The sequence below is a fragment of the Rathayibacter sp. AY1C4 genome, assembly GCF_002932195.1.
GTDB lineage: Bacteria > Actinomycetota > Actinomycetes > Actinomycetales > Microbacteriaceae > Rathayibacter.
In genome coordinates this window covers 95,499-114,202 of sequence record NZ_PSWE01000002.1, presented here as the reverse complement: position 1 = coordinate 114,202, position 18,704 = coordinate 95,499, and the positions used below count along the sequence as shown (strand labels likewise).

Here is an 18,704-nt window from a genome sequence, read left to right as displayed (position 1 = left end):
CAGCGGGCGGAGGCGGTGCGGGGATCCGGCGAGGTCAGTTCCTCATGCACACATTCGACAGCACATGACGGGGCCACCGGCCATCATCATGCCGGCATTCCCGATGGCCTCGAGGGAGGTCAGGGCGTGCAGGGTGTCACTCATGTCCGTCAGTAAAGCGGAGGCCGGTGCACGGCGTCAACACTTCCGTGGGGATGGACGGCGCGTCGGGGGTGGTTCCGGTGCTCGGGAGGAGGCGCGCGCCGTGATTGGGGACCTCGATGCGCCCGCTGCGCGGGCTGCTCGATCCGCAGGACGGGCTTTGCCGGACGGTCGCGGTGGGGGCTGTCGAGACCCTCGCTGCGCCGGCCGACCGGCACGGCTCAGCGGGGCTCCCTGTTCCGGGGTGCGACGCGAGGCCCGCTCGTCCGGGGGCCGGCGGGCTCAGCCCGCGAGGCCGTAGAGGCGGTCGCCCGCGTCGCCGAGGCCGGGGACGATGTAGCCGAGCTCGTTGAGCTTCTCGTCGAGGGAGCCGAGGACGATGGTCACGTCGCGGTCGCCGAAGGCCTTCTCGACGGCGGCCAGGCCCTCGGGGGCGGCGAGCAGGCAGACGGCGGTGACGTCGACCGCTCCCCGGTCGAAGAGGAACTGGATGGCCGCGACGAGCGAGCCGCCGGTCGCGAGCATCGGGTCGAGGACGAAGCACTGGCGGTTCGACAGGTCGTCGGGCAGGCGCTCCGCGTACGTGGTCGGCTCGAGCGTCTCCTCGTTGCGTGCCATGCCCAGGAAGCCGACCTCGGCGGTCGGGATGAGCTTGACCATGCCCTCGAGCATGCCGAGGCCGGCCCGGAGGATCGGGACGACCAGCGGCTGCGGGTCGCTGAGCGCGAGGCCGGTGGTCTGCGTCACGGGGGTCTCGATGGTGACGGTGCGGGTGCGGACGCCGCGGGTGGCCTCGTAGGCGAGGAGCGTCATCAGCTCCTCGGCGAGCTGCCGGAAGGTGGGGGAGGGGGTGCGCTTGTCACGCAGCACGGTGAGCTTGTGGGTGATCAGCGGGTGGTCGGCTACGTGGACGCGCATAAGCTCAATCTACTGGCCGGAGCGGCGCCCCACCGGCCGCAGCGGGCCGCCGCAGGAGGGGGAGCGATGCGCGACAGCGATCTCCGCGTCCCCCGCCGCTCCGAGGAGTGGATGGGCCTGGCGCTCGACGAGGCGCGGCGGGCCGCGGGCTGGGGCGACGTCCCCGTGGGCGCGGTGGTCCTCGACTCGGAGGGTGCGGTGCTCGGGCTCGGGCGCAACGAGCGCGAGCTGCGGCGGGATCCGACGGCGCACGCCGAGGTGGTCGCGATCCGCGCGGCGGCCGAGGCCCGCGGCGACTGGCATCTCGAGGGCTGCACGCTGGTGGTCACGCTCGAGCCGTGCGTGCTCTGCGCCGGAGCGATCCTGGCGGCGCGGATCGACCGCGTCGTCTTCGGTGCGTGGGACGGGAAGGCGGGCGCCTCCGGATCCGTGCACGACCTCCTCCGCGACCGCCGGCACAACCACGTGGTCGAGGTGTACCCCGGGGTCCGCGCCGCGGAGTGCTCGCGGCTCCTGCTCGACTTCTTCGCCGACCGCCGCTGACGCCGAGCGCCGCTGACGCCGAGCGCCGCTGACGCCGAGCGCCGCCGAACCCCTCAGCTCGGAGCGCCCAGCCACTCCGTCAGCGCGAGCCGCGTCGCCGCGTGCATCCGCTCGAAGCGCTCCGCCGCGACGTCCTCGGCGAGCGCGGCGGCGTCGTAGCCCGCCGCTCCCGCCCACTCCCCGTCGCCCTCGAGCCACTGCGCAGCCATCGTGCCGGTCAGCTCGGGGTGGAACTGCACGCCGAGGAGCCAGTCCTCTACGGCGAACGCCTGCACCTCGCCCGCCGGCGACGACGCCAGCAGCGCCGCTCCGCTGGGCAGCGCGAAGGTGTCGCCGTGCCACTGCATCACGTCGACGCCGGCGAGGTGCCGGAGCGGGGAGCCGGCGCCCTCCTCCGTGAGCACGACCGGGCGGAAGCCGACCTCGCGGGCCGATCCGGGATGGACGGACTCGCCCAGGGCGGTCGCGATCAGCTGCGCTCCGAAGCAGACGCCGAGCGTGGGACGGCGGTGGTGCATCCGGTCCTGCAGGAGCGCGATCTCGGGGCTGATGAAGGGGTGCCGCGAGGTCTCGTAGACGCCGGCGCTGGAGCCCAGCGTGACGACGAGGTCGGGGGCGAGGATGTCGATCGCGTCGAGGTCCGTCCCTGCGACGGCGTCGACGACGAACCCCCGCTCGGTCAGCATCGGCTCGAGCGCGCCGAGCCCGGCACCGCGCTCGTTGACGATCGCCAGGGCCCGGCGCATCTCAGGCGCTCCCGTGCGGCGCGGCCGGCGGGGAGGCGGCGGGCGGAGCGGCGGCGGCCGGAGCGGCCGCGGCGGCCGTCCCTTCCGCCTCCGTCACGGCCGGACGGGCCGCCACCGATCCCGCGCGTCCGCGGTCGACGTCGGGCTCGAGGTAGATCGTGGTGGCGGCCGGGACGGCCTCGCGGATCCGCTTCTCCGCGGCGTCGATCCCGGCGGCCACGTGCTCGAGGGTCTCGGCGGCCGGGAAGGCGAGCTTCGCGGCCACGAGGATCTCGTCCGGCCCGAGGTAGAGGGTGCGCATGTGGATGACGCGCTCGACGTCGCGCCCGGCCTCGAGCGCGGCGCGGATCGAGGCGGCGTCGGCGGGAGTCGCCCCCTCGCCGACCAGCAGGCTCTTCGTCTCGACGCCCAGCACGATCGCCACCACGATCAGCAGGGTGCCGATCATGATCGTTCCGATCGCGTCGTAGACCGAGTCGCCGGTGATCACGGTCAGCCCGACTCCGAGCAGCGCGAACGTCAGGCCGGTGAGCGCGGCGACGTCCTCGAGGAGCACGACCGGCAGCTCCGGCGCCTTCGCCCGGCGGATGAACTGGAACCAGGACTGCGAGCCGCGGACCCGGTTCGACTCCTTCACTCCGGTGCGCAGCGAGTAGCCCTCGAGGCAGATCGAGATCACGAGGACCAGGATCGGCAGCCAGGCGTTCTCGAGCTCGTGCGGCTCGGCGATCTTCTCGATGCCCTCGTAGAGCGAGAAGACGCCGCCGACGGAGAACAGGATGATCGACACCACGAAGGCGTAGACGTAGCGCTCGCGCCCGTAGCCGAACGGGTGCTCCTCGTCGGCGGCCTTCCGCGACTTGCGGCCGCCGAGCAGCAGGAGCAGCTGATTGCCGGAGTCGGCGAGCGAGTGCACGCCCTCGGCGAGCATGGAGGCGGATCCGGAGAAGAACCAGGCGACGAACTTCGTCAGGGCGATGCCGAGGTTGGCCGCGAGCGCCGCGATGATCGCGGTGCCGCCTCCGGATGCGCTCACGTGGTCTCCTCGGGCTCGCCGCTGGATGGTCGGGCCATCCTACGAGGCCCCGGACCGCACCCGGACCCCCTTGCCGCGGGCTCTTCGTAGGATGAGCGGCGTGACCGATGCGCCCGTCCTGCTCCCGTCCATCGCCGTCCTCGGCCTCGGCTCGATGGGGGGCGCGATCCTCCAGGGCCTGCTGGCTCCCGGCGTGCGCGTCGAGGGGGGCGTGCGGGTGACCAACCGCGACTCCGCGAAGGCCGCCGCGTGGGACGGCCACCCGGTGGTCACCGCCTTCGCCACCGCGGACGACCCGGAGGCCAACCGGCGTGCGGTCGAGGGCGCGGCGATCGTGCTCGTGGCCGTCAAGCCGCACATGGTGCCGGACCTGCTCGACGAGATCGCCGACGCGCTCGCCCCGGGCGCGGTCGTCGTCTCCGTCGCCGCCGGCGTGACCGCGGCCACGTTCGAGCGGCACCTGCCCGCGTCCGTCGCCGTGCTCCGCTCGATGCCGAACACTCCCGCGGTCGTGGGCCGCGCCGTCACCGGCCTCAGCGCGGGCACGCGGTCCGGCGACGAGGACCTGGCGCTCGTGCGCCGCCTGTTCGAGACGGTCGGCGAGGTGGTCGAGGTGCCGGAGTCGCAGCTCGACGCGCTCTCGACGATCTCCGGCTCGGGGCCCGCCTACGTGTTCCTGCTGATCGAGGAGCTCATCGCGGCCGCTGTCGCGAAGGGCTTCAGTCCGGAGCAGGCGTCGACGATGGTGGTCGGCACGTTCCGCGGCGCGGCCGAGCTGCTCGCGGACTCCGGCGAGGAGCCCGCGGAGCTGCGCCGGCGGGTCACGAGCCCGAAGGGCACCACCGAACGGGCCGTCGCGGTCCTGCAGGAGGCCGACCTCGCCGCCCTCTTCACGCGGGCGACCGACGCCGCGCTGGCCCGCGCCCGCGAGCTCGCCGCCTCCTGACTCCGCCCTCCTCTCCGCGGGACGCCGCTCGGGTACGCGACACGCCGGAGCGGGCGTACCGGAGCGGCATCCCGCAGAGGAGGAGGAGGAGGGGGCGCGGGTCAGGAGCCGAGGGCCGCGAAGCGCTCGATGTCGCTGGGGGTGCCGCTGACCACGATGAGGTCGTGGTTCGAGACGACGGTCTGCTCGGTCGCGTAGGTGAAGGGCTTGCCCGGGCTCTTGACGCCGACGACGGTCACGCGGTGCTTGCGGCGCACGCCCGACTCCGTGAGCGTCAGCCCCCGGATCGGCTTGGGCGGGTACATCTTCGCGAGCACGAAGTCGTCGTCGAACTCGATGAAGTCGAGCATGCGGCCCGAGACCAGGTGCGCGACGCGCTCGCCCGCCTCCGCCTCGGGGTAGATCACGTGGTTCGCGCCGATCCGCTCGAGGATCTTGCCGTGCGAGCGCGAGATCGCCTTCGCCCAGATCTGCGGGATCTTGAGGTCGACGAGGTTCGCAGTGATCAGCACGGACGCCTCGATGGAGGAGCCGACCGCGACGACGGCGACCTGGAAGTCCTGCGCGCCGATCTGCGCGAGGGCGTCGAGCGAGCGGGCGTCGGCCTGCACCGCGTGGGTGACCCGCTCCGACCACTTCTGCACGAGACCGGCGTCGGCGTCGATGGCGAGGACCTCGCGGTCGAGGCGGTCGAGCTGGCCGGCCGTGGCGGCTCCGAAGCGCCCGAGGCCGATCACCAGCACCGGGGCGTCGTACCTGATGCGGTCAACCAACGATGGGCCTCTCTTCCGGTCGTCTGAACAACTGCCTCCGCTGGCTCGCGGCGAGCGCGGCGGCGAGAGTCACGGTACCAACGCGGCCCATGAACATCGTCAGCGCCAGGATGTAGACCCCGGACGGCGGCAGCTCCGCGGTGAGCCCCGTCGAGAGCCCGGAGGTCGCGAAGGCCGAGATCACGTCGAAGAGCACGTGGTCGAGCGAGGCCTTGGTGATGTGCAGGATCAGGACGCTCGACACGGCGACCGTCGTCGCGCCCCACAGCACGACCGAGACGGCCAGGCGCAGGACGTCGTTCGGGATCCGGCGGCCGAAGGCCTCCATGTCGTTGTTGCCGCGGGCCTCGGCGAAGGCGGCCAGGAAGAGGATCGCGAGGGTCGTGACCTTGATCCCGCCGGCCGTGGAGGCCGATCCTCCGCCGATGAACATCAGCATGTCCGTCACGAGCAGGCTCGAGCCGTTGAGGTCGGGGACCGAGATCGTCGAGAAGCCGCCCGACCGCGTCATCGTCGAGAGGAAGAAGGACTGGAAGACGGTGTCTCCCGCATCGAGGCTGCCGAAGGTCCTCGGGTTGTCGAACTCGAGGACGATGTAGAGGACGGCCCCGGCGACGAGCAGGATCACGGAGGTGACCAGCGTCAGCTTCACGTGCACCGACCACTTGCGCGGGCGCCGCCAGCCGCGGGAGAAGGCGTAGATGACGGGGAAGCCGATCGAGCCGAGGAAGACGCCGAGCATCAGGATGCCGAGGAACCAGTAGTCGTCCTCGAACGGGGTGAGTCCCGCGGCGTTCGGGGCGAAGCCGGTGTTCGTGAACGCCATCGCGGAGTAGTAGAAGGAGTGCCAGACGGCCTCGCCGATCGGGATCCCGTCGATCAGCATCCGCGGGAACAGCAGGAGCGCGACGATGATCTCGATCGCGGCGGCGCTGATCGCGACGGTGGCGAGCAGTCCGCCGATCTCGCCCAGGCGCACGGCCTGGCCCTCGGCGACGGGGCCGGAGTGGATCCGCAGCGGGTTCGAGTCGCTGGCGACCATGAGCTTCGCCCGGAGCCCGAGGCGGCGCGAGATCGCCAGGCCCATGATCGAGGCGAGCGTCAGCACTCCCAGAGCGCCGATGTTCACGCCGACGAAGATGATCGAGTGGCCGAACGCCGACCAGTGCGTCGCCATGTCGACCGTCGCGAGGCCGGTCACGCAGATCACCGACATCGCGGTGAAGAAGGCGTCGTGCAACGGAGTGACGGTGCCCGTGGTGCTCGACACCGGCAGCGAGAACAGCAGGGTGAAGACGAGCACGAGCGCCGAGAAGATGAGGATCGCGAAGCGGGACGGCGAGCGTCCGGCGAAGTCGTCGATGAGGTCGCGGGCCCGCTCGAAACCCGACCAGGGGGAGACGGGCGAGACGCCCACGGGGCTGCGGAACTGCTGCCGAACCACCACGGCGGATCCTCCACTCGATCGCGGCCATGCTACCCGCTCGGTGCCGGGCCCCCGGGGCGCTGACTAGCCTGGGCGCATGGCTGACATCTTCGGGGTGATCGCGGACGGGACCCGCCGGGACATCCTCGCCCTGCTGCTCGAGCAGCGGCGGGACGGCTCGGCCGAGGGCATGAGCGTGTCGCGGATCGTGGCGCGCCTCGAGCTGAGCCAGCCGACCGTCTCGAAGCACCTCAAGGTGCTGCGCGAGACCGGCCTCGTCACGGTGCGCGAGAGCGGACAGCACCGCTTCTACGCGCTCGAGTACGCGCCGCTGGCGGAGGTCGAGGACTGGCTGCTGCCCTTCCTCGCCGAGGACGAGGCGGCCGGCGCCCTGCTCGACGCTCCGACCGCGGCCCGGGCGGAGTCGCTGGGCCGGGCGCTCGCCGAGCGCACCCACCAGGTCAGCACCGTGGTGCAGGACATCCAGCGGGGCGTCAGCGAGGGAGCGACGAAGGTCGCGGAGGCGCTGCGCATCCGCAAGTGAGGGGCGCCGAGGAGCCGGAAACGGTGGAGCCCCGGGTCGTGTAAGCTCGCGGGAGCCAGTTTTTCGTAAGCGGCCGCCCGTCGGGCGGTCGACCCCCTGAACGTTGTGAGGTCTTCGTGGGTTCTGTCATCAAGAAGCGTCGCAAGCGTATGGCGAAGAAGAAGCACCGCAAGCTGCTTCGCAAGACTCGCCACCAGCGTCGCAACAAGAAGTAGGCTCGCGCCTCTTCCCACTCGAGCGTCCGCCCTTCCGGGGTCGGGCGCTCGTCTGCGTTCACGGATCGTCCCGGCGGCGCTCGCCGTCTCGGCGCCCGTCGCCGGGGCCGCCGTACACTGACCGCATGGTGGACGTGGAGCTGACGCTCGTGGGCAAGCCGGGCTGTCATCTCTGCGACGACGCGCGGACCGTGGTCGAGCAGGTGGTCGCCGATCTGGGCGGCGAGGCGTCGGTCGCCGTCTCGGAGGTGTCGATCCTCGACGATCCCGAGCTGCACGAGCGCTTCGTCGAGGAGATCCCGGTGGTGCTGATCGACGGGCGCGTGCACACCTTCTGGCGGGTCGATCCCGCGCGGCTCCGGCGGGCCCTCCTCGATCGCGGGTGAGCTTCGACCGGGCCGTCCGGACGGAAGCACGACCGCGACGTCCCTCTGACGGGGGACGGGACGGCTCGCGAAAGCTCGCCTCTCGCCCTTACCCTCGTGAGGGGGGAGTGCGCTCCTCCGTGCGCGGACGCAGATCGTCGCCCGTGGAGGAAGGAACCGCCATGCCGTCATCCCGCCGACTCGCCCTGCCCGCCGCCGCTCTCGCGGCGCTCGTGCTCGGCCTGGCCCTCCCTGGAGCGGCCGTCGCGGCACCCTCCGCCTCGACGGTCTCGACCACGGTCGAGCAGCCGGCCGCGACGACCATCCCCGGCGTGCCGGAGGATCCCGAGCAGCCGGGCGACGGCGGCTCCGACCCCGTTCCCGGCGTCCCCGAGGAGCCCTCCGTTCCCGGAGTGCCCGAGGAGCCGGCAGAACCCGAGCAGCCCGCGCCCGTCGACCCCGCGCCCGTCGACCCCGCGCCCGTCGACCCCGCGCCCGTGGACCCCGCGCCGGTCGATCCGGCACCGGTCGACCCCGCGCCCCAGCAGCCGAGCCAGCCCTCCACCGGCGGCGGATCGTCCTCCGGCGGCTCCGGCTCCGGCGGCGGCACCACCGGCGGAGCGACGTCCGGCGGCACCTCCGGCGGCGGCACCACAACCGGCACCACCACGTCCGGCAGCGCCGGCTCCTCCGGTGCGGGCGCCGTCACTCCGGCGGCGTCGGCCCCCGGACGCACCGAGCTCGGCACCTCGACCGAGGGCGCGAAGCCGGCGGCCGGTGCCGCGACCGCGGACGTCTTCCTCACCCGCGAGCTCGCCGTGCAGCCGGAGGCGCTCACCGTCGAGCTCGCCCGCTTCTACGGCGTCGGCTTCTCGTACACCGGCTTCGCCAGCGGCGAGGCCGTCTCCGCGGTCCTCCGCGACCCGAACGGCACCAAGACCCCGCTGACCCTCGAGGCGGGGAGCGGCACCGCGACCGTGCCGACCGCGCTGATCACCAAGTCGGGCGCCTTCACGGTCGACCTCACGGGCGACCAGGGCTCCGCCGCCAAGGTCGTCTTCCGGCTGGCGCCCTCCACCGGCAACGGCCTCCTGCTCGAGCCGCGCGAGCTCGGCGACGGCAGCACCGAGGCGCCCCGCGGCGCCGTCTGGGGCTTCGACGCCGACGAGGAGGTCGCCGTGGGCGCCTTCGAGACCTCCGGGTCCCGCGCCGACCTGGCCGCCGGCGACGTCGCCGTGCAGTCCGACTCCATCGGCTGGGCCGAGCTGGCGCTGGGCGACGCGGTCATCGCCGACCCCGACCCCTCCGTCTACTGCGTCGTCGCCTTCGGCCGCGAGTCGCACCGCACGGCAGCCGTGACCGTCTCCTACCGTGACAGCGACACCACGGCCGCACCGTGGGAGGCGCAGCAGGTCTGCGGCACCGCGATCAGCGCCGCGCGCACCGCCTTCCTCAGCACGGCCGCCTCGGCGGGACCGGCCGGCATCACGCCGACCACCGCGCTGATGATCGGCGGCGGCGCGGTCGCCGCGTCGCTCGTCGCCTGCGCGGCCGTCCTGGTCGTGATGCGCCGCCGGCGCATGAACACGGACCTCTTCATCGGCGGACCGCTGCCGCGCACGCAGAGCGACTGACGCGTCCGGAGGACGAGGGAAGGCCCGCGGGACGCGATCCCGCGGGCCTTCCCTCGTCCTCTCCCGGCGCTCAGCCGGCCGCGGTGAAGCGGAGGAGGATCGTCCGCGCCTCCGGCCGCAGCTGGAAGTCGGGCCACACGTCCGGACCGCACGCGCGGGAGCCCAGGCCGTGCTGGGCGGCGTCGATCACGAGGACCGCGCGCTCCGACGCCGGCAGCTCGTGCGGGTGCGCGGCGGCCGTGATCTCCCGCGGCGTGTGCCTCGCCAGGGTGAAGCCGGGGAGGCGCCCGTGCAGGTCGCGCGCGGCTTCGATGCGGAGCCGGGGCGAGCCCGCCTCCGTCAGCGTCAGCTCGCGCACGCTGCTGCGGTGACCGCTCTCCTGCGGGCGGGCGTACGGAGTCGTCAGCCGGTCCATGTCCGCCGTGAAGCGCCCCACCCGCGCGGCCCGGAGGCTGTCGGGGTAGGACTCGAGCGGGCCGGTGCCGAACCACTCCGCGCCGTCGATCGACGCGGGCATGTCGATCCGGATGCCCAGCCGCGGCCAGACGGAGTCCCAGCCCCGGGTCGGCACGAGGTCGACGCGGAGGACCGTGCTCTCCCCGTCGACGCTCCAGCGCTCCTCCATCAGGAGTCCCGCATCGAGGTCCGCGGCCGAGAAGCGGGTCACGCGGCGGAGCCCGGCGGAGGCGTCCACCTCCTGCACGCGGCCGACCAGGCGGTCGAGTCCGGCCTCGCGCCAGCGGGCGGCGGAGGAGGGGGCCGGCATCCCGCGGCCGTCGCCGTCGTACGGGTCGCCGGTGACGTAGCCGGGGAAGCCCGCGCCCTCGTCGTTGTCGGTCGGGGCGCGCCAGAGCTCGGCGCGCGGTCCGTCGACGGGCAGGCCGGCGAGGGAGGCGAGCCGGCCGTCGCGGAACCGCGCGACTCCGAGCGCGCCGCCCTCGAGGGGCCGAGCGGCGCGGACGGCGCGGGTCCACGCGGGCACCGCCGACGGCACGGCGAGGAGGTGCTGACCGGTGGAGAGCACGTGGCCCTCCTCCGCCCAGGCGGTCGAGGCGTCGAGGACCGCGTCGACGGTGAGCCAGGTCTCGCCGCCGGGACGCACCTCGAGCGGGGGGAGCTCGACGTGCACGGCGTCGCCGGCCGCGATGACCGGGGCGTCGAGCACTCCCTCCGCGGTGACCCGCCCGTCCCGCTCGACCCGCCACGCGAAGCGCAGATCGGCGGTGGAGGCGTCGTGCCGGCGGTTCTCGATGACGACGCCGTCGCCGCGGACCGTGAGGCGCACCGGAGCGACGATCTGCTTCCACTCGAACAGGCCCGGGCTGGGCGTGCCGTCGGAGAGCACCATGCCGTCCATCACGAAGTTGCCGTCGTGCACCACCTCGCCGAAGTCGCCGCCGTACGCGTAGTACTCGACGCCCTCCGGCGTGCGCGCCCGCAGGCCGTGGTCGCGCCACTCCCAGACGAAGCCGCCGTGCAGCCGCGGGAAGCGGTCGAAGAGGTCCTCGTACTGGTCGATCGCTCCCGGGCCGTTGCCCATCGCGTGCACGTACTCGCAGAGCAGGAAGGGCTTGGAGCGCTGCCGAGCGGACTCGCCGGGGGAGCAGCCGAGCAGCGGAGTGAGCGAGCCGTCGGTGCCGATCCGCTCGGTCTCGGGGATCGAGGAGTACATCCGCGAGTACACGTCGGTGTACGCGCCGGTGTAGTCGCCCTCGTAGTGGACGGGGCGCTCGGGGTCGCGGCCGTGCACCCAGGCCGACATCGCGGCGAGGTTCGCGCCGGTGCCCGCCTCGTTGCCGAGGGACCAGAGCACGATGCTCGGGTGGTTCTTGTCGCGCTCGACGGTCCGCTCGATGCGGTCGAGGTAGGCCTCTCGCCAGGCGGGGTCGTCGCTGGGGTTGCCCGCCCAGCCGACCCGCTCGAAGCCGTGGGTCTCGAGATCGCACTCGAGGACCACCCAGAAGCCGAGCTCGTCGGCGAGATCGAGCAGACGGGGATGCGGCGGGTAGTGGCTGGTGCGGATGGCGTTCACGTTGAAGCGCTTCATCATCGCGAGGTCCTCGCGGGCGGAGTCCTCGTCGAACGCTCGACCGCGGTCGGGGTGCGTCTCGTGGCGGTTGACTCCGTGGAAGACGACGCGCTCGCCGTTGACCAGGAAGCGGTCGCCGCGGATCTCGACCGTGCGGAAGCCGAGCCGCAGCGAGACCGTCTCGCCGGCGGAGGCGAGCGTCGCGTCGTAGAGGCGCGGAGCCTCCGCCGACCACGGCTCGACCTCGGGGACCTCGATCGCGGCGATCTCCTCCGCCGAGGCCCAGACCGTCTCGATCCCGAGCCCGGGCACGCGCAGCGTCAGCGGGAACGCGTCGGCCGCGGCGGTCACCTCCGCCTCGATGCGGCCCGCGCCGCCGGCGAAGGAGGAGCGCAGCCACACGTCCTCGATCCCGCCGACGGGGCGCGCGAGCAGGTGCACCGAGCGGAAGATCCCCGGCAGCCACCACTGGTCCTGGTCCTCCACGTAGCTCGAGGCCGACCACTGGTGCACGCGGACCACGACGAGGTTCTCGCCCGGGCGGACGACGCCGGTGACGTCGAACTCCTGCGCGAGCCGGCTGCCGGAGCCGATCCCGATCTCGACGCCGTTGACCCAGACGCGGTAGCGGGACTCGACCCCGTCGAAGCGCAGGACGACCGCCTCGGCGGAGTCCCACTCCTCCGGGACCACGACAGTGCGGCGGTAGTCGCCCGTCGGGTTCGCGTCCGGCACGAACGGCGGCTCGGTCGGGAACGGGAACTGCACGTTCGTGTAGACCGGCAGTCCGTAGCGCCCGTCGCCCTGCAGCACCCAGTGCGAGGGCACCGGCATCAGGTCCCAGCCGGAGTCGTCGAACGACTCGTCCCCGACGGCGTCCACGCCCTCGCCCTCCGGCAGCACGCCGGCGCCGCCCGGGGTCCCCGGAGCGGCGGGGAGCAGGCGGAAGCGCCACTCCCCGTCCAGCGGGAGCGCCGGGGCGTCGGTGTGCAGCCACGAGCGGGGGGCCCGGCGGCGGCCGGAGCCCGGTCCGGTGTCCGTCAGGTAGTGGGAGGTCGTCGGGGGAGTCGTCACTTCACGGAGCCTTCCGTCAGGCCGCCGCGCCAGAAGCGCTGCAGCACGATCATGGCGATGGCGAGCGGGATGATCGACAGCAGGACGCCGCCGGTCGTCAGCTCGTAGAACTCGGGCAGGCGGTCGACCTGTCCGAGCCAGTTGTTCAGTCCCAGTGTGATCGGGAACAGGTTCGTGTCCGAGAGCATCACCAGGGGCAGGAAGTAGTTGTTCCAGATCCCGACCAGCTGGAAGAGGAACACGGTGACCAGCGCGGGAGTCAGGATGCGCAGCCCGAGCGTGTGGAAGATCCGCAGCTCCCCGGCGCCGTCGATGCGCGCCGCCTCGATGATCGCGGTGTCCACGGTCGCCTGAGCGTAGATCCGGCAGAGGAACAGCCCGAACGGCGAGACGAGCGAGGGGATCAGCACGCTCCAGTAGGTGTTCGCGATGCCCATCTGGCTGAAGAGCAGGAACAGCGGCAGAGCGGTCGCGGTGCCCGGCACCAGGACGCCCGCGAGGATCGTCCCGAACACGAGCCTGCTGCCGCGGAACTCGTACTTGGCCAGCGCGTAGCCGCCCGCCGCGGCGAGGTAGGTCGCGAGCAGGGCGCCCACTCCGGCGTAGAGGACGGAGTTGAGGAACCAGCGGACGAAGATGCCGTCGCCGTAGGTCAGCACCTGCGTCAGGTTGTCCCAGAGCGCGAACGTCGGGGCGAACCAGAAGCCGTAGGTGGCGAAGAGGTCCTCGGTCGTCTTGGTCGCCGCGACGACGACCCAGTAGACGGGGATGAGGAAGTAGACCGCCACGACGACGAGGATCGCGGTGACGATGATGGTCGAGGCGCGGTTGCGGCCGGCCGAGCGGTCGGGCCCGCGTCCGGCCTTCACGGGGCGGTCGGCGGTGACGACTCCGGTGGTCGTGGTCGGCGGGGTCTCGGTGCGGCTCATGACGACCTCCTGTTCGAGATCGAGAGGAACGTGAAGGAGAGCAGGAACGCGACCAGCGCGATCAGGACGGCCTGGGCGGCGGCGACGTTGTAGTCGTTGTAGGCGAAGGCCGTGGTGTACGCGCTGAGGTTCGGCGTGTACTGGCTGTCGATCGCCGGAGCGACCGTCTTCAGCACCTGCGCCTCGGCGAACAGCTGGAGCGTTCCGATGATCGAGAAGATCGTCGTCAGCACCAGCGCGGGGCGGATGAGCGGCAGCTGGATGCTGCGGGCGACGCGCCAGGTGGAGGCGCCGTCGACCTTCGCCGCCTCGTAGAGCTCGACCGGGATCGCCTTGAGCTGGGCGACGATGATCAGCATGTTGTAGCCGGTGTAGCTCCAGAGCGAGATGTTCGCGATCGACCAGAGCACCGTGTCCGCACCGAGGAAGTCGGGCTGGAGCCCGACCACGTTCGCCGCGTCGATGAGCGGGCTGAGGCCGGGCACGTAGAGGAACGACCACAGGATCGTCGCGATGACTCCGGGCACTCCGTAAGGGAGGAAGTAGGCCGCCCGGAAGAAGCCGGGGAACTTCGCCGACGCCGACTCGAGCATCAGCGCGAGGACGGTGCAGAGGGCGATCATCACCGGCACCTGGACGATGCCGAAGAGGAACATCCGCCCGATGGAGGCGATGAAGTTGCCGTCGGCGAGGGCCTGCGCGTAGTTGTCGAAGCCCGCGAACCCGCTGGTGACCCCGGCCTCGCCGAAGAGGCCGGAGCGCGTCACCTTCGTGAAGCTGGAGCCGACGGCGACGACGATCGGGACGATGAACGTGAGGACGAACAGGGCCAGGAAGGGTCCGAGGAGGATCCACGGGGCGCGGGCGACCGCGCGGCTGCGCCGGGGCGCGCCCGGCGTCCGCGTGGTGGCCGCGACCGCGGCGGCGGCGGGGGAAGTCGTGGTGGTCATGCGGAGGCCCTCCTGATGCTCAGGCCCTTGTTCTCGAAGACCGTGATGATCTGCTGCTCCGCCTCGGCGACCGCGTCCACGAGCGAGAGCCCGGACGCCTTCTTCCGGAAGCCGTCGCTGAGGATGTTGAAGGACTGCTGCGTGACGGGCCACCAGGACCAGTCCGGGTTCTGCTCCTTCGATGCGGGCACGAGGACGTCCTCGTTGTAGTTCTGCCCGCTGAAGAAGTCGCTCGGACCTTTGCGGGCCGTGCCGATCTCGCCGACCGCGGGAGACCAGCCGATGCCGCTGTTGGCGATCATCGCGTCGATGCCCTCCTGCGTGGTGGTCATCCAGACGGCGAACTCGATCGCCTCCTCCGGGTGCTTGCTGCTCGAGAACACCGCGGCGGTCGATCCGCCGAGGAAGCTCGAGCCGAAGCCGGTGTCGCCCCAGACGGGCATGGGAGCCGCGCGCCACTTGCCCGCGCCTCCGCTGACCCCCTCGATCAGGGCGTCGCCCCAGCTGCCGGTGGCGCAGGAGGCGATGCCGCCCTTCGCCGCGGCCGCGAACCACGCGGGGGAGTAGGCGCCGTAGCCGGTCTGCACCAGGTCCTGGTCGATGGCCGTGTCGAAGAAGGAGGCGACGCGCGTCGTGGCGTCGTCGGTCATGTCGATGACCCAGCCGTCCTCCTCCGGGCGCAGCCACTGCGCACCGGCCTGCGTCGCGAACGCGGCGAAGACCGAGGCGTCGGCGAGGGGGAAGCAGTCGATGTAGGAGCCGGCTCCGCGCAGCTCCGTCGCCACCGCTGCCCAGTCGTCCCAGGTCGTCGGCGGCTCCGCACCCACCTTCCCGAACACCTCGGGCTGGTAGAAGAGCGCCATCGGGCCGCTGTCCTGCGGGATGCCGTAGACGCCGCCGGTGTAGCTGACCTGGCCCCAGAGCGTGGGGTCGTACAGGTCGCGGTACTGCTCGACGCCGTACCGGGTGAGGTCGACGAGGCCGTTGACGAGCATGAACTCGGGGACGGAGCGGATCTCGACCTGGCCGAGGTCGGGCCCGCCGCCCGCGGCGAGGGCCGAGTAGAGCTTCTGGTACCCGCCCGCGTTGCCGCCGGGGATCCAGACGGCCTCGACCTGGATCTCGGGGTGCGAGGCGTTCCAGACGTCGCAGACCTTCTGCAGGTCCTTCAGCCAGCCCCAGTACTGCAGGCGGACCGGGCCGGTGGCCGGGGCGATCGTCGGCGCCGTGTTGACCGAGACGGTGCCCGGTGTCGCGCAGGCCGTCAGGCTCCCGAGTGCCGCGGTGCCGAGACCGGCGGCGATGAGCTGTCTCCGGGTGAACGGATGCATCTTCCCTCACTTCGTCGTGGTGGAGAGCCGGGGAGTCTCACCCGGCGATGATCGGGACGCTACCACGAATTCGAGTAGGTACTCGAAATTGGCGGCACTGCTCCTCCGCCGCCGCTACGCTGGCCGTTCGAGGGGCACGGCGAGGCGCCTCCAGTGCGGAGGAGGGGTCGATGGCGGAGGCGACGAGGCGACGCGGCCCGTACGCGAAGTCGGCCGAGCGCCGCCGCGCCATCATCGAGGCCGCCCACCAGGTCTTCGCCGCGCGGGGCTACGCCCGCGGCTCCCTCCAGGAGGTCGCCGACCGCGTCGGGCTCAGCCAGACGAGCCTCCTGCACTACTTCCCGTCGAAGACCGACCTGCTCTTCGCGGTCCTCGAGCACCGCGACCTGATCACGGGCGACGGTTCCTCGCCGCCGGACCCGGAGGAGGGGCTGGTCGCCGGCATCCTGCGGCAGACCCGCTACAACGAGACGGCGCCCGGAGTGATCGAGCTGTACGCCGTGCTCTGCGGCGAGTCGACGACGCAGGAGCACCCGGGGCGCGACTTCTTCGCCGCGCGGTTCCGCCGGCTCCGCAGCGAGTACACGGCCGAGCTGCGCGAGCTCCAGGCCGCCGGGCGCCTCCGCGAGGGGTCCGATCCGGAGCGGGTGGCGGCGTCGATCATCGCGCTCTGGGACGGCGTGCAGCTGCAGTGGCTGCTCGAGCGCGACGCGGTGGACATGGTGGCGTGCCTGGCCGACTACCTCGACCTCGTGGTGCTGCCGGCTCCCTAGCCGCTGGCGCGAGGGAACCCCGGCCCGTCGAGGGGACCCGCCGTCCGCGGCGGTCTCGATGGTCCGGGGTTCCCTCGACCGTGGTGCGCGCCTAGGGCAGCAGGCGGGTCGGGCCGCGGAACAGGTAGGTGACCTCGCGGAGGTTCGCCTGGTTCAGCATCAGCATGATCACGCGCGAGAGGCCCATGCCGAAGCCGCCGTGCGGCGGGACGCCGTAGCGGAAGAAGTCGAGGTAGAACTCGAGCTCCTCCGGGTCCAGGCCCTTCTCGCGGGCCTGCTCGACGAGGACGTCGACGCGGTGCTCGCGCTGCGCTCCGGTCGAGATCTCGACGCCGTTGTAGATGAGGTCGTAGCTGTTGGTGATCGTCCCGTCGCCCTCGCGGCGCATGTGGTAGAACGGCCGGATGCTCGACGCGTAGTCGGTGAGGAACACGAAGTCGTGCCCGAACTCCTCCTGCACGTAGGCCGCGATGCGGCGCTCGCCCTCGGGGTCCATGTCGTCGTCGGCGCGGGGCACCTCGTAGCCGCGCTCGGCGACGATGCGCTTGGCCTCGGCGAGCGGGATGCGCGGGAACGGCGTGGTCGGGACGGTCAGGTCGATGTCGAAGAGCGCCTTGACCTCGGCGCCGTGCTTCTCGACGACGGCGGTGAGGCCGGCGACCATCAGCTGCTCGTGCAGCTCCATGACGTCCTCGTGCGAGTCGATCCAGGAGACCTCGGCGTCGACGCTCGTGAACTCGGTCGCGTGACGCGAGGTGAAGCTCGGGTCGGCGCGGAAGGCGGGGCCGACCTCGAAGACCTTGCCGAAGCCGGCGGGCTGCGCCATCTGCTTGAAGAACTGGGGGCTCTGCGCCAGATAGGCCTTCGTCTCGAAGTACTCGACCTCGAAGAGCTCGGCCCGCGACTCCGAGGCGCTCGCCATGAGCTTCGGGGTGTGGATCTCGATGAAGTCGTGCTCGATCCAGTACGTGCGCAGCGCGTGCTCGAACGTGGTCTGCACGCGGGCGATGAGGTTCTGCTCGGGACGGCGCAGGTCGAGGAAGCGCCAGTCCATCCGCTTGTCGATGCCGGAGTCGGGCGCGATCGGCGCCTCCGGGATCGACGCGGCGACGACCTCGAGCGTCTCGAGCTTGACCTCGATGCCGCCCAGCTTCACGCGCTCGTCGTGCTTGAGCGCGCCGGTGACGGTGATGAAGGAGCCCTGGGCGAGGCCGGAGATCTCCTCGGTGATCGCGAGGCGCGCAGCCGACGCGTCGTCGCCCTCGACGGCCTCGCGCACGGCCGGGTTCACCAGCTGCACGGCACCGGACTCGTCGCGCAGGACGACGAACTGCACCTTCTTCTGGTCGCGCACGGTCTCGACCCAGCCGGACACGCGGACGGGTCCGTCCTCGAGCGCGGCGAGCTTCTTGACAGTGGTTCGGGGGAGGCGGGTCTCGTCGGTCACGGTAGGGGAGTCTACTCGGGGGCCGCCGGGCGGCGACGGGTAGCGTCGGAGCATGAGCACCGCACTGATCACCGGCGCGTCCTCCGGCATCGGCCTCGCCTTCGCCCGGGCGTTCGCGCGCCGCGGCTGGAGCCTCGTCCTCGTCGCCCGCAGCGAGCAGCGCCTCCAGGAGGCGGCGGCCGGACTGCGCGGCCTCGGCGCCGCGGCGGTCGAGGTCCTGCCCGCGGACCTCGGCGACCGCGAGCAGGTCGAGCAGGTGCGAGCGCGGCTCGTCGATCCTGCCCGGCCCGTCCGCGTCCTCGTCAACAACGCCGGCTTCGGGATCGACGGGACCTTCGCCGAGCCGAACGTCGCCGCTCAGGACCACGCCTTCGAGGTGATGGTGCGCTCGGTCGCCGTGCTCTCGGGTGCGGCGGCCGAGGCGATGACCGCCCGCGGCCGCGGCGCGATCCTCACGGTGTCGAGCGTCGCGGGCTTCGTGCACCTCGGCCCCTACTCCGCGGTGAAGGCGTGGGCGACCGCCTTCGCGCAGTCGCTGGCCGTCGAGCTGCGCGGCACGGGCGTCCGCTCGGCCGCGCTCTGCCCGGGCTGGGTGCGCACCGAGTTCCACGAGCGGGCGGCGATGGACACCTCCTCCATCCCCTCCTTCCTCTGGCTCGACGCGGACGCGGTGGTGGAGGAGTTCCTCCGCGACGTCGCGCGCGGCTCCGTCGTCTCGGTGCCGTCGCTGCGCTTCGGGGTCCCGATGGCCGTGGTGCGGCACCTGCCCGGACCGCTCGTGCGGCGGCTGTCGGCGGCGGTCTCGGCGCGCCGCTGAGGCTCCGCTCAGGTCCGGCTCAGGCGACCCTTTCCCGGCGTTCCCCCACGCCGCGTTCCGTACACTT

Annotated in this window: 18 protein-coding genes; 8 read left to right on the top strand and 10 right to left on the bottom strand. The window is 72.3% G+C overall.

Features of this window, described 5'->3' with window-relative positions; translation table 11 throughout:
- Positions 1-423 precede the first annotated feature (423 nt).
- On the bottom strand, positions 424-1,059 hold the full coding sequence (upp, locus tag C5C99_RS01720) for a uracil phosphoribosyltransferase (protein WP_104224850.1): 636 nt from the start codon (positions 1,057-1,059) through the stop codon (positions 424-426).
- A gap of 66 nt (positions 1,060-1,125) precedes the next feature.
- Here upp and C5C99_RS01715 point away from each other — a divergent pair, with 66 nt between their 5' ends.
- Positions 1,126-1,602 carry a nucleoside deaminase gene (locus tag C5C99_RS01715; RefSeq protein ID WP_258063590.1) on the top strand — a complete coding sequence of 159 codons (477 nt, stop codon included), beginning with the start codon at positions 1,126-1,128 and terminating at the stop codon, positions 1,600-1,602.
- A gap of 53 nt (positions 1,603-1,655) precedes the next feature.
- Here C5C99_RS01715 and C5C99_RS01710 read toward each other — a convergent pair whose 3' ends face one another.
- Both C5C99_RS01710 and C5C99_RS01705 read right to left on the bottom strand, forming a co-directional pair.
- Entirely contained in the window at positions 1,656-2,348 is a 693-nt protein-coding gene (locus C5C99_RS01710; RefSeq protein WP_104339495.1) for a gamma-glutamyl-gamma-aminobutyrate hydrolase family protein, read from the bottom strand.
- A gap of 1 nt (position 2,349) precedes the next feature.
- Positions 2,350-3,384, bottom strand: coding sequence for a cation diffusion facilitator family transporter (locus tag C5C99_RS01705; protein WP_104329364.1), 1,035 nt, complete (start codon positions 3,382-3,384; stop codon positions 2,350-2,352).
- A 154-nt stretch (positions 3,385-3,538) separates the two neighbouring features.
- Here C5C99_RS01705 and proC point away from each other — a divergent pair, with 154 nt between their 5' ends.
- On the top strand, positions 3,539-4,330 hold the full coding sequence (gene proC, locus C5C99_RS01700; RefSeq protein ID WP_374953311.1) for a pyrroline-5-carboxylate reductase: 792 nt from the start codon (positions 3,539-3,541) through the stop codon (positions 4,328-4,330).
- Positions 4,331-4,431: 101 nt separating this feature from the next.
- Here the strand turns inward: proC and C5C99_RS01695 are convergent, their stop codons facing one another.
- Positions 4,432-5,103: a TrkA family potassium uptake protein gene (locus C5C99_RS01695; RefSeq protein ID WP_068255410.1), complete on the bottom strand. Its 672-nt coding sequence runs from the start codon at positions 5,101-5,103 to the stop codon at positions 4,432-4,434.
- Positions 5,096-6,466: a TrkH family potassium uptake protein gene (locus C5C99_RS01690; protein ID WP_244229642.1), complete on the bottom strand. Its 1,371-nt coding sequence runs from the start codon at positions 6,464-6,466 to the stop codon at positions 5,096-5,098. The genes C5C99_RS01695 and C5C99_RS01690 overlap by 8 nt, the downstream gene beginning before the upstream one ends.
- A gap of 160 nt (positions 6,467-6,626) precedes the next feature.
- Here C5C99_RS01690 and C5C99_RS01685 point away from each other — a divergent pair, with 160 nt between their 5' ends.
- From C5C99_RS01685 to C5C99_RS01670, 4 genes are all read left to right on the top strand, one after another.
- Positions 6,627-7,073, top strand: a complete 447-nt coding sequence (locus C5C99_RS01685) for a helix-turn-helix transcriptional regulator (protein ID WP_104224854.1) — start codon at positions 6,627-6,629, stop codon at positions 7,071-7,073.
- Between the two features lie 116 nt (positions 7,074-7,189).
- Positions 7,190-7,288 carry a 30S ribosomal protein bS22 gene (locus C5C99_RS01680; protein ID WP_003792170.1) on the top strand — a complete coding sequence of 33 codons (99 nt, stop codon included), beginning with the start codon at positions 7,190-7,192 and terminating at the stop codon, positions 7,286-7,288.
- Positions 7,289-7,413: 125 nt separating this feature from the next.
- Positions 7,414-7,674, top strand: a complete 261-nt coding sequence (locus C5C99_RS01675; protein WP_104224855.1) for a glutaredoxin family protein — start codon at positions 7,414-7,416, stop codon at positions 7,672-7,674.
- A 161-nt stretch (positions 7,675-7,835) separates the two neighbouring features.
- Positions 7,836-9,287 (top strand): hypothetical protein, encoded by a 1,452-nt coding sequence (locus C5C99_RS01670; protein ID WP_104339494.1) that lies wholly within the window; start codon positions 7,836-7,838, stop codon positions 9,285-9,287.
- Between the two features lie 70 nt (positions 9,288-9,357).
- On the opposite strand, the gene C5C99_RS01665 is transcribed toward C5C99_RS01670, so the two are convergent.
- The 4 genes from C5C99_RS01665 to C5C99_RS01650 are packed head-to-tail and all read right to left on the bottom strand — an operon-like array spanning position 9,358 to position 15,600.
- A complete protein-coding gene (locus C5C99_RS01665) occupies positions 9,358-12,390 on the bottom strand; it encodes a glycoside hydrolase family 2 TIM barrel-domain containing protein (protein ID WP_219813597.1) in 3,033 nt (1,010 codons plus the stop codon).
- A complete protein-coding gene (locus tag C5C99_RS01660; RefSeq protein ID WP_104225919.1) occupies positions 12,387-13,319 on the bottom strand; it encodes a carbohydrate ABC transporter permease in 933 nt (310 codons plus the stop codon). The genes C5C99_RS01665 and C5C99_RS01660 overlap by 4 nt, the downstream gene beginning before the upstream one ends.
- Positions 13,316-14,269, bottom strand: a complete 954-nt coding sequence (locus C5C99_RS01655) for a carbohydrate ABC transporter permease (protein WP_104225918.1) — start codon at positions 14,267-14,269, stop codon at positions 13,316-13,318. The genes C5C99_RS01660 and C5C99_RS01655 overlap by 4 nt, the downstream gene beginning before the upstream one ends.
- Positions 14,266-15,600 carry an ABC transporter substrate-binding protein gene (locus C5C99_RS01650; RefSeq protein WP_104224859.1) on the bottom strand — a complete coding sequence of 445 codons (1,335 nt, stop codon included), beginning with the start codon at positions 15,598-15,600 and terminating at the stop codon, positions 14,266-14,268. The genes C5C99_RS01655 and C5C99_RS01650 overlap by 4 nt, the downstream gene beginning before the upstream one ends.
- A 170-nt stretch (positions 15,601-15,770) precedes the next feature.
- Between C5C99_RS01650 and C5C99_RS01645 the strand changes: the two genes are divergently transcribed.
- Positions 15,771-16,373: a TetR/AcrR family transcriptional regulator gene (locus C5C99_RS01645; protein ID WP_244230513.1), complete on the top strand. Its 603-nt coding sequence runs from the start codon at positions 15,771-15,773 to the stop codon at positions 16,371-16,373.
- A 91-nt stretch (positions 16,374-16,464) separates the two neighbouring features.
- On the opposite strand, the gene aspS is transcribed toward C5C99_RS01645, so the two are convergent.
- Complete coding sequence (aspS, locus tag C5C99_RS01640; protein ID WP_244229585.1) at positions 16,465-17,820, bottom strand: aspartate--tRNA(Asn) ligase; 1,356 nt, start codon at positions 17,818-17,820, stop codon at positions 16,465-16,467.
- A gap of 52 nt (positions 17,821-17,872) precedes the next feature.
- Here aspS and C5C99_RS01635 point away from each other — a divergent pair, with 52 nt between their 5' ends.
- Positions 17,873-18,637: an SDR family oxidoreductase gene (locus C5C99_RS01635; RefSeq protein ID WP_104339493.1), complete on the top strand. Its 765-nt coding sequence runs from the start codon at positions 17,873-17,875 to the stop codon at positions 18,635-18,637.
- Positions 18,638-18,704: the final 67 nt, after the last annotated feature.

Excerpts from the sequence above, each read along its gene's own strand:
- upp (WP_104224850.1), bottom strand. The coding sequence starts at position 1,059 with ATGCGCGTCCACGTAGCCGACCACCCGCTGATCACCCACAAGCTCACC.
- C5C99_RS01715 (WP_258063590.1), top strand. The coding sequence starts at position 1,126 with ATGCGCGACAGCGATCTCCGCGTCCCCCGCCGCTCCGAGGAGTGGATG.
- C5C99_RS01710 (WP_104339495.1), bottom strand. The coding sequence starts at position 2,348 with ATGCGCCGGGCCCTGGCGATCGTCAACGAGCGCGGTGCCGGGCTCGGC.
- proC (WP_374953311.1), top strand. The coding sequence starts at position 3,539 with ATGGGGGGCGCGATCCTCCAGGGCCTGCTGGCTCCCGGCGTGCGCGTC.
- C5C99_RS01685 (WP_104224854.1), top strand. The coding sequence starts at position 6,627 with ATGGCTGACATCTTCGGGGTGATCGCGGACGGGACCCGCCGGGACATC.
- C5C99_RS01675 (WP_104224855.1), top strand. The coding sequence starts at position 7,414 with ATGGTGGACGTGGAGCTGACGCTCGTGGGCAAGCCGGGCTGTCATCTC.
- C5C99_RS01670 (WP_104339494.1), top strand. The coding sequence starts at position 7,836 with ATGCCGTCATCCCGCCGACTCGCCCTGCCCGCCGCCGCTCTCGCGGCG.
- C5C99_RS01660 (WP_104225919.1), bottom strand. The coding sequence starts at position 13,319 with ATGAGCCGCACCGAGACCCCGCCGACCACGACCACCGGAGTCGTCACC.
- C5C99_RS01655 (WP_104225918.1), bottom strand. The coding sequence starts at position 14,269 with ATGACCACCACGACTTCCCCCGCCGCCGCCGCGGTCGCGGCCACCACG.
- C5C99_RS01650 (WP_104224859.1), bottom strand. The coding sequence starts at position 15,600 with ATGCATCCGTTCACCCGGAGACAGCTCATCGCCGCCGGTCTCGGCACC.
- C5C99_RS01645 (WP_244230513.1), top strand. The coding sequence starts at position 15,771 with ATGGCGGAGGCGACGAGGCGACGCGGCCCGTACGCGAAGTCGGCCGAG.
- C5C99_RS01635 (WP_104339493.1), top strand. The coding sequence starts at position 17,873 with ATGAGCACCGCACTGATCACCGGCGCGTCCTCCGGCATCGGCCTCGCC.